The 8,754-nt window shown below is 62.9% G+C and carries 10 protein-coding genes; 5 read left to right on the top strand and 5 right to left on the bottom strand.

All coding sequences use genetic code 11. From position 1 onward, the window contains the following. Positions 1-192: hypothetical protein (locus AC16XC_RS08770; protein WP_484034272.1), on the top strand; the 192-nt coding region annotated here is incomplete at its 5' end. Positions 193-219: 27 nt separating this feature from the next. Here the strand turns inward: AC16XC_RS08770 and pgi are convergent. Continuing rightward, complete coding sequence (gene pgi, locus AC16XC_RS08765; RefSeq protein ID WP_484034271.1) at positions 220-1,746, bottom strand: glucose-6-phosphate isomerase; 1,527 nt, start codon at positions 1,744-1,746, stop codon at positions 220-222. A gap of 97 nt (positions 1,747-1,843) precedes the next feature. Here pgi and lepB (AC16XC_RS08760) point away from each other — a divergent pair, with 97 nt between their 5' ends. From lepB (AC16XC_RS08760) to era, 4 genes are read left to right on the top strand one after another with little or no spacing between them, the layout of a single operon-like run. Beyond that, positions 1,844-2,281, top strand: coding sequence for a signal peptidase I (gene lepB, locus AC16XC_RS08760; RefSeq protein WP_484034270.1), 438 nt, complete (start codon positions 1,844-1,846; stop codon positions 2,279-2,281). Positions 2,282-2,299: 18 nt separating this feature from the next. Beyond that, positions 2,300-2,698 carry a signal peptidase I gene (gene lepB / locus AC16XC_RS08755; RefSeq protein ID WP_484034269.1) on the top strand — a complete coding sequence of 133 codons (399 nt, stop codon included), beginning with the start codon at positions 2,300-2,302 and terminating at the stop codon, positions 2,696-2,698. An 11-nt stretch (positions 2,699-2,709) separates the two neighbouring features. Next, complete coding sequence (rnc, locus tag AC16XC_RS08750; RefSeq protein ID WP_484034268.1) at positions 2,710-3,381, top strand: ribonuclease III; 672 nt, start codon at positions 2,710-2,712, stop codon at positions 3,379-3,381. Then, a complete protein-coding gene (gene era, locus AC16XC_RS08745) occupies positions 3,378-4,280 on the top strand; it encodes a GTPase Era (RefSeq protein WP_484034267.1) in 903 nt (300 codons plus the stop codon). The genes rnc and era overlap by 4 nt, the downstream gene beginning before the upstream one ends. Positions 4,281-4,287: 7 nt before the next feature. Here the strand turns inward: era and AC16XC_RS08740 are convergent, their stop codons facing one another. From AC16XC_RS08740 to AC16XC_RS08725, 4 genes are all read right to left on the bottom strand, one after another. Next, the gene (locus AC16XC_RS08740; RefSeq protein ID WP_484034266.1) at positions 4,288-4,878 is read right to left on the bottom strand and encodes a hypothetical protein; all 591 of its coding nucleotides are present in this window, start codon (positions 4,876-4,878) and stop codon (positions 4,288-4,290) included. A gap of 76 nt (positions 4,879-4,954) precedes the next feature. After that, positions 4,955-7,483: a type I DNA topoisomerase gene (gene topA / locus AC16XC_RS08735; RefSeq protein WP_484034265.1), complete on the bottom strand. Its 2,529-nt coding sequence runs from the start codon at positions 7,481-7,483 to the stop codon at positions 4,955-4,957. Between the two features lie 72 nt (positions 7,484-7,555). After that, entirely contained in the window at positions 7,556-8,287 is a 732-nt protein-coding gene (locus AC16XC_RS08730; protein WP_484034264.1) for a hypothetical protein, read from the bottom strand. Between the two features lie 65 nt (positions 8,288-8,352). Continuing rightward, positions 8,353-8,754 (bottom strand): DprA-like winged helix domain-containing protein (locus AC16XC_RS08725; RefSeq protein WP_484034263.1); only part of this gene is annotated, 402 nt, incomplete at its 5' end.

The raw sequence follows: 8,754 nt of genomic DNA, 5'->3' as shown, positions 1-8,754 counted from the left end.
GAACGGGCCAAGGCCGCGGCTATGGAAGCCGAAAAGGCCACGCTGGAAAATGTCCGCGAGCGTGCAAGGCGTTCCGAAGCGGCCTGGCGGCAGATGGCCGACCGCGCGCTGATGATCGAAAAGGACCGCAAGATTGCCGAGAAGGTCAAGGCCGAGCGGATCGCGGCGGAGCGTGAGAAGGTCGCGGGTTAAGGGACTGCTTACCCGGCCAATTTCCAACTAGGTCAACCCCGCTGCCCTGAGCAGCGCCACGGTGCTGGCGTCGAATTCGACCCCGCCGGCCTCGATATCTTTCGCCAACTTCTTGCCGAGTTCGACCCCGAACTGGTCGAACGGGTTGATCCCCATCAGCACCGCATTGGCGAAGGTGCGGTGCTCGTGGAAGGCGATCAGCGCGCCGAGCGTGGCCGCGTCGAGATCGTCGCACAGGATCGTCGCGCTGGGTCGGTCGCCGGGGAATGCGCGCGCCGGGTCCTTCCCGTCGGCGCTCATGTTCCCGCCCGCCATCAGCGCCGCGCCCTGCGCGAAGCAATTGGCCAGCAGGATCCGGTGATGCGCCGGATCGAGATCGTCGCCCGGCGCAATGCTGGCAATGAAATCGACCGGGACAAGGTTGGTCCCCTGGTGGAGCAGCTGGAATACCGCATGCTGGGCATCGGTCCCCACCCCGCCCCAGGTGATGGGCGCGGTCGGCCCGCTGACCGGTGAGCCGTCCGACTTCACGCTCTTGCCGTTCGATTCCATCTCCAGCTGCTGGAGGTAGTCGGGCAGCAGCGCGAGCCGCTCGTCATAGGCGAAGCAGGCGCGCGTCTGGCAGCCCCTGATCCGCGTGTAATAGAGATCGGCGAAAGCCGCACGCAGCGGCAAATTGGCCGCGCCGTCGGTATCGCGGAAATGGACATCGACCGCGGCCGCGCCTTCGAGCATGGCGGCGAAATCGTCCCACCCGACCGCCAGCGCGACCGGGAAGCCGATCGACGACCAGATCGAATAGCGCCCGCCGACGCCCTCGTCGAACGGCAGGATGCGGGTCTCGTCCACACCCCATTCGACCGCCTTTTCGGGATCGGCGGTCAGTGCGATCACCCGTCCCATCGGGTCCGCAACCCCATTCGCCGCCAGCCAGTCGAGTGCCGATTGGGCATTGGTCATGGTCTCGATCGTGGTGAAGGTCTTCGATGCGACGGCGATCAATGTCGCCTCGGGATCGCACGCCCTGAACGCTTCCTCGAGCGCGCAGCCATCGATGTTCGAGACAACGTGGACATCCACCATTGCAAGGTCGCGCGCGAGGGCGTTGATCGCCAGCGCCGGGCCCAGCGCAGAACCGCCGATCCCGACATGGATCAGGTGCCTGATCTCGCCCATCGCGCCTTCATGGATGATCTCGACCAGCAGCTTCATCCGCTGGTGCAGCGCCTGCGCTTCCTCGACGCTCGCTTCCTTGCCGATGCCGCGCTGGGCGGAATGCTCGGCGGCCCTGCCCTCGGTCACGTTGACGATTTCGCCGCCAAACAGCTTTGCCCGCATGCCGGCGAAGTCCATCTCGGTGGCCAGCTCCTCGAACCCGGCGACCAATTCGTCGGTCAAATGGGTCTTCGACCAGTCGAACAGGATCCCGCTGCCGGGAAGTTCCAACCGGCCGGAAAGCCGCTCCACCCGCTGCGGATCGGCAAACAGTTCCTTCAGCGTCTTGCATTCCTGCGACGCCAGTTTGTTCCAGATAGCCGTCGCCCTGTCGCTCATCGTCGCCCCGCAATTGTGCAATGCGGCATCGCTCTAGGCCGTGTCACCTTCATTTGAAAGCTTGACGTTCGGCCCTGGGGCCAACATCTGGGCCGCGATGAGCGAAAACGAAGCAGCGACAGTAGCACAAGCCGAGAAGCCTGCAGGCAAGGTCACGCCGGAGCAGAAGCCGGAAAGCGCCCTCAGCTTCGGCCTGTTCCTGGTCAAGCTGATTGCCATCGTGCTGGTGATCCGGATCTTCATCTTTGCACCTTTCAGCATTCCCAGCGAGAGCATGCTGCCAAGACTGATCAATGGCGACCATTTGATCGCTTCGAAATGGAATTACGGCTATTCCAACAATTCGCTGCCGTTCAACCTCAAGCCGTTTCCCGAAGGAAGAATCTTCGCCAGCCAGCCCGAACGCGGGGATATCGTGATCTTCAAGCATCCGCTTGACGGGATCGACTATATTAAGCGGGTGATCGGCCTGCCGGGCGACCAGATCCAGATGCGCGGCGGGGTGCTGTTCATCAACGGCGAGCCAGTGAAGTAGGAGCGGATTGCCGATTTTGTGGTCGCGACCTCGCCCAACACCAGTTGCCACCGGACCGGCGCCCGGGAACAGACCGGTGCCGACGGAACCCGGCTATGCCGCTATGTCCAGTTCCGCGAAACCCTGCCCAACGGGGTAAGCTATAATGTCGTCGATTTCGGGGCGACCATGGAAGATGACACCCCTATCTTCACCGTCCCGCAGGGCGAATTGTTCCTGATGGGCGACAATCGCGACAATTCGCAAGACAGCCGTAGAAATGCGGTGAGGGGCGGCTGGATCGGCATGGTTCCGCAGGACAATCTGGTCGGCAAGGCCCAGTTCATGATGTGGTCGACCGATGGCGGGGCATCGTGGCTGCTGCCATGGACCTGGTTCACCAATACCCGCTGGAGCCGTATCGGGGACGCGATTTGACCTCCCGCGAAATGCTGCGGGCCGAAACCCGCGAATTCCTTGCAGGCATCGGCTTCGCTCCCGCCGGCAAATTGTCCCTCTGGCGGGATGCCCTGACCCATGGCAGCACCGGTTCGGCGCGGAATTACCAGCGGCTCGAATTCCTTGGCGACCGGGTGCTAGGCCTGGCCATTGCCGAATGGCTCTATGAACGGGAGGACGATGTCAGCGAAGGGCGGCTCTCGCAGCGCCTCAATGCCCTTGTCAGCCGCGAAATGTGCGCGGCAATCGCCCGCGAAATCGGCCTGTCCGCCCATATCGAGCTCGGCGCGCAGGCGCGTTCGGATGGCGGAACCGACAGCGACAATATCCTTGGCGACGTGATGGAAGCGCTCCTTGGTGCAAGCTTTCTCACCCAGGGATACGAGGGCACGCGCCCGATAATCCGCAAGCTGTGGAACGAAGCGATTGCCGGTTCGGCGGGTCAGCGCAAACACCCCAAAAGCGCGCTCCAGGAATGGGCCGCGGGCAACAACCGGAAAATGCCCGAATACAGCGTGATCGACCGCTCGGGTCCCGATCACGCGCTTCACTTCACCGTCTCGGTGTCGATCAAGGGCGTTGGCGAGGCGCAAGGCAGCGCCGCCAGCAAGGCGGAAGCCGAAAAGCGCGCCGCACAGGCATTCATGGAGCGGTTCGGATGAGCGGCGCAATCCCACGATGCGGGATCGCGGCGGTCGTCGGCGCGCCCAATGCCGGCAAATCCACGCTGGTCAATGCGCTGGTCGGTCAGAAGGTCGCCATTGTCAGCGCCAAGGCGCAGACCACCAGGGCGCGGCTGATGGGCATTGCCATCGAGGGGCCGGCGCAAATCATCCTGGTCGATACGCCGGGCATCTTCGAGCCCAAGCGAAGGCTCGACCGGGCGATGGTCAGCGCCGCCTGGGAAGGCACGCAGCAAGCGGACGCGGTGTTGCTGGTGGTTGACCCGGTCAAGCAGCGACGCCACGAATTGCTGCCCTTGCTCGAAGGCCTGAAGGAGCGGCCGGAGCGCAAGCTGCTGGTGCTCAACAAGGTCGACGCATCGCCGAAGGAGCCGCTGCTGGCATTGGCAAAGGAGTTGTCCGACCTGGTCGCCTTCGAAGAGGTCTTCTTCGTGTCGGCACTGACCGGTGACGGGATTGCCGAACTCAAGGCCCATTTGGCGGGCCTCATGCCCGAAGGTGAATGGCACTATCCCGAAGACCAGGTTTCGGATGCCAGCGAGCGGCTGCTGGCCTGCGAGATCACCCGCGAGCAGCTCTACGCGCAACTCCACGACGAATTGCCGTATGATTCAGCCGTCCGGCCCGAAAGCTACACACAACGCAAGGACGGCAGCGTCGAAATCCGCCAGCAGATTGTCGTCGGCCGCGCGAGCCAGAAGCCGATCGTGCTCGGCAAGGGAGGTCAGCGGATCAAGGCGATCGGCGAGGCCGCGCGCAAGGAACTGTCCGAACTGCTCGGCGCGAAGGTGCACCTCTTCCTCCACGTGAAAGTGGACGAAAACTGGGACGAAAACCGCGAAATCTTCGAGGAGATCGGCCTCGACTGGGCGCGCTAGATGCCGCTCAGTTCATCGCCAGTTCGGTGCTGTCCCTGAATTCGAAAGTCAGCGGGAATACATATTCTACAGCTTCCCCGCCGGCCGAACGCTTGACCGGAAGCGCAACCGTCTTCGCTTCGGCGCAGGCGGTCCTGGCATAGGCATCGAGCACGCCGTCCGCCGGCTCGCAGGCCGAAACCGCGCCTTCCCTGTCGACCTCGACAACCACGTTGGAGCGCACCGGCTTTTCGAGCGAGCGGACCGGAAGCACGATGTCGGCCTCAAGCTCTTGCTTCTCCAATTGGGTCCCATCGGCAAGGACAACCGAACCCAGGAAAGATCCGTGGACCGCCTCACCGTTCGAGTTGCGCGCGACCGCAACCTTCATGCCGACGATCTCTTCGCAGGCGGAAGCGGCCGCCTTGACGTCTCCGATGACTCCACGGACATCGCAGGACAGGATCAGGCCCTGCGGGTCGACAAACGCTTCGTACCAGACGGCAGCAAGGTTTGATTCCACCACGTCTCGTGAAAGGTTGCGCTCGATATCTCGCGCAAGATTGGTTTCGCCATCGGGCAAGGCCATCGCCATTGCCCCAGCCATGACAAGCAGCATCGCTCTACTCCTAGCAGTTGTCGTTTGGCAGGATAGTATCGCATGTCGGCAAAACTGCAAATTTCGGAATATTCTATCAGGCCTTTGCTTTGGACGGGACCTTTTTCCTGCCGCCGCGCTTCTTCTTGGCCGGGCCCTTGGCAGCACGGGCATCGATCAGCGCGATCGCCTGTTCGGCGGTCATATCCTCGGGCTTCACATCCTTGGGAATGGTCGCGTTGACACTGCCGTCGGTGACATAGGGGCCATAGCGCCCCGGCAGGACCTTGATTTCGCCACCGCTGGTCGGGTGTTCGCCCAGCGTCTTGATCGGTTCGGCCTTTGCCCTGCCGCCGCCATTCTTGCGGTTGGCGGCTTCGGCCAGCAACGCGACTGCCGCATTCATCCCGGTCTCGAAAACGTCGCGCGTCGAAGCGAGCTTCGCATATTTCCCGTCATGGGAAAGGTAAGGCCCGTAACGGCCGATACTGGCGGTGATCGGCAGCCCGGTTTCGGGATGCTCGCCCACTTCGCGCGGCAAGCCGAGCAGCTTCAGGGCCCATTCGAGGTCGAATTCGGGCAGGTCCTTCGGGATCGAGGCGCGCCTGGCTTCCTTGCCTTCGCCGAGCTGGATATAGGGCCCGAAGCGCCCTGTCTTGCGCCGGACTTCAAGCCCGCTCTCCGGGTCGGTGCCCATTACCGCATCTTCGTCCCCTTGTTCGCCATTGGCGCCCTGGGCGAAGCGGCGGGTATAGTTGCATTCGGGGTAATTCGCACAGGCAACGAATGCGCCGTAGCGGCCACCGCGCAGGGCTAGCCTCCCCCCTTCGCGGCCCTCCGCAAGGCACAACGGACAGGCGCGCGGATCGGAGCCGTCCCCGGTTGCCGGGAACAGGTAGTCGGACAGGAACTCGTCGAGCGCCTCGGTCACTTCAGAAGGCTTTTGCTCCATCACCTCGTCCGACTTGGGCTTGAAATCGCGCCAGAAGTCTTCGAGCAGCTTCTTCCACGCCATTCGCCCGCCCGAAACGTCGTCGAGCTCGTCCTCCATCTCGGCGGTGAAATCATAAGCGACGTAACGCGGGAAGAACCGTTCGAGGAACGCGGTGAGCAAGCGTCCGCTCTCCTCGGCAAAAAAGCGGTTGCGCTCGGTGCGGACGTAATTGCGATCCTTGAGCACCTGGATCGTCGAGGCATAGGTCGAAGGCCGCCCGATCCCGAGTTCCTCGAGCTTCTTGACCAGGCTGGCCTCGGAATAGCGCGGCGGCGGCTGGGTGAAATGCTGGCTCGCCTCGACGGCCTTCTTGGCCGGGCAATCGCCCTTGGCGAGCACCGGCAGCAAGCCCTCCTCGCCATTCTCGTCGTCGTCGTTACGTCTGTCTTTGCCCTCTTCATAGACCGCGAGGAAGCCGGGGAACTTGACCACCTGCCCGGTCGCGCGCAGCTCGTGGCGGCCGGTCGCCTCGCGCAGGGTCACGGTCGTGCGTTCGAGGCTGGCGGCGGCCATCTGGCTCGCCATCGCGCGCTTGAAGATCAGTTCATAGAGCTTGGCTTCGTCGCCCGAACCGGCATGATCGCGCGTGAAATCGGTCGGGCGGATCGCCTCGTGGGCTTCCTGCGCATTCTTGGCCTTGGTCTGGTAGATGCGCGGCTGTTCGGGCAGGAAATGTCCCGAAAAGCGATCCGAAATCGCCTTGCGCGCTGCCGAAATGGCGCTTGCGTCCATCTGCACGCCATCGGTCCGCATATAGGTGATCGCACCGGCCTCGTAGAGATGCTGGGCGCAGCGCATGGTGTGGCTGGCGGAAAAGCCGAGCTTGCGGGCGGCTTCCTGCTGCAGCGTCGAGGTTGTGAAGGGCGGCGCCGGATTGCGCCGCATCGGCTTGGTCTCGACCTCTTCGACCGTGAATCGTCCGGCCTCGACCGCCTGCTTCGCGCGTTCTGCCGTCGCGCCATCGCCGAGCGACAGTTTCTCCAGCTTCTCGCCATCGAAACGCACCAGCCGCGCCGAAAACTCGGTCCCGTCATGTTCAAGCGTGGCGGCGACCTGCCAGTATTCCTCGGGCCTGAAGATCTCGATCTCGTGCTCGCGCTCGCAGATCAGCCTGAGCGCGACCGACTGGACCCGGCCCGCGCTCTTGGCCCCCGGCAGCTTGCGCCACAGCACCGGCGAGAGCGTGAAGCCGAACAGGTAATCAAGCGCGCGGCGGGCGAGATAGGCATCGATGAGGTCGTTATCGAGATCGCGCGGCGCTTTCATCGCCTCGGTCACCGCCTGTTGGGTGATGGCGTTGAAGGTCACCCGGTCGACTTCCCTGGGCAGCGCCTTGCGCTTGGCGAGCAATTCCCTGACGTGCCAGCTGATCGCTTCGCCCTCGCGGTCGGGGTCGGTCGCGAGGATCAGCCGGTCGGCGCCCTTCGCCGCGTCGACGATTGCCTTCACTCGGGCGGCCTTGTCGCGATAGGTGTCCCAATCCATCGCGAAATCCTCGTCCGGGCGCACCGAGCCGTCCTTGGGCGGCAGGTCGCGGACATGGCCGTAGGAGGCGAGGACCTTGAAGTCCTTGCCCAGATATTTCTCGATTGTCTTCGCCTTGGCCGGCGACTCAACGATTACCAACTGCATGGATTACTCGAACGGCCCCTCGCACATACGCACGCGCGAGGATGGTTTGCGGGATTTCGATTCGTCAAGCGATCAGTCGAAGACTTCAGTGAGTTGCTGCGACGCGCCCTGTAGCCTGTGAAACAGGAATACGCCCAGTCCGACTGTCAGCACCGTCGCGAGTTGCTGCACCAGATGCAGGCCAATCATGGTTCCCAGGCCTTGCTGCCCCGAAGTGTCGAAGCCGCCCAGTAACGACGCGCCCGCGATGGCTCCACTCAAGCCGATGACGACAACAGCTGCCAGGACATAGGCGATGATGACATGCCGGCTGTTGCCCTTGACCATATTCCAGCTGGCCGACATCGCATCGATAATTCCCATGCGCTCGACGATCAGGAAAGCCGGGGCCGCAGCCCAACGCGCTGCGAAGAGCAATCCCGGCACAATTAGGAACAGGAAGCCGAAGCCCGTGCCCAGACCAATCAGGATCGCCTGAAAGAAGAACGCGAAAAACCTCCGGCCTGCTCCCGCGTTCAGAACGGTCGAACCGCGCAGCATGCTTTCCCACAGCAGATATTGGCCGACGATGGCGATCGCAGCGAATGCCAATCCGCTGATTCCTGCACCAATCCCGAAAACAGCCAACGCCCAATTGGGCAATTCGAAACCGGCGACCGTCGATCCGACATTCGAAAACGTCCATTCAATGGAAGCGCCAAGAACGGTGAAGATCGCGAGATAGACCAACACAGCCTGGCTGTTTTGCTTCAACGTATCGAATGTGCCGGTAATCACTTGTCCAACATCGAGTTGGTCATTCATCTGCTGTCTCCCCCGATCTCTTGTTTGCAGAAAAAGCGTTTCCATTCAACGGCAAGGACACCAACCTAAAACTGCAAAGATACTTTGCCCCCTGCATGGCGCAGAAGCTGGCCCGACAGCTCCAGTTCGAGCAGAGCCATCTGCACTGACGATGCGCTTTCGCCCGACTGGCGGATAAGCTCGTCGACCGCGACTGGCGCGGTGCTGAGCAGGTCGCCAAGTTCGGCCGGCTCGGCAAGCTCGTCCTCGGCGAAATCGAACACCGTTCCGGCAGCTTCGCGGAAGCTCGAGCGCGGCTTGCCATCGAAGCCCGCAACCAGCTCGATCACGTCCTGCGCCGTCTGCACCAGCACGGCGCCCTCGCGGATCAGCTGGTTGCAGCCCTGGCTGCGCGCATCGAGCGGCGAACCGGGGATCGCCATGACTTCGCGACCGGCCTCCCCTGCCAGCCGCGCGGTGATCAGCGA

The sequence above is a fragment of the Candidatus Andeanibacterium sp. genome (assembly GCF_057143545.1).
This window is presented reverse-complemented; position numbering and strand designations above follow the sequence as displayed.

Coding starts and splice junctions, on each gene's coding strand:
- pgi (WP_484034271.1), bottom strand. CDS start 1,746: ATGAGCGACAGGGCGACGGCTATCTGGAACAAACTGGCGTCGCAGGAA.
- lepB (WP_484034270.1), top strand. CDS start 1,844: ATGAGCGAAAACGAAGCAGCGACAGTAGCACAAGCCGAGAAGCCTGCA.
- rnc (WP_484034268.1), top strand. CDS start 2,710: ATGCTGCGGGCCGAAACCCGCGAATTCCTTGCAGGCATCGGCTTCGCT.
- era (WP_484034267.1), top strand. CDS start 3,378: ATGAGCGGCGCAATCCCACGATGCGGGATCGCGGCGGTCGTCGGCGCG.
- AC16XC_RS08740 (WP_484034266.1), bottom strand. CDS start 4,878: ATGCTGCTTGTCATGGCTGGGGCAATGGCGATGGCCTTGCCCGATGGC.
- topA (WP_484034265.1), bottom strand. CDS start 7,483: ATGCAGTTGGTAATCGTTGAGTCGCCGGCCAAGGCGAAGACAATCGAG.
- AC16XC_RS08730 (WP_484034264.1), bottom strand. CDS start 8,287: ATGAATGACCAACTCGATGTTGGACAAGTGATTACCGGCACATTCGAT.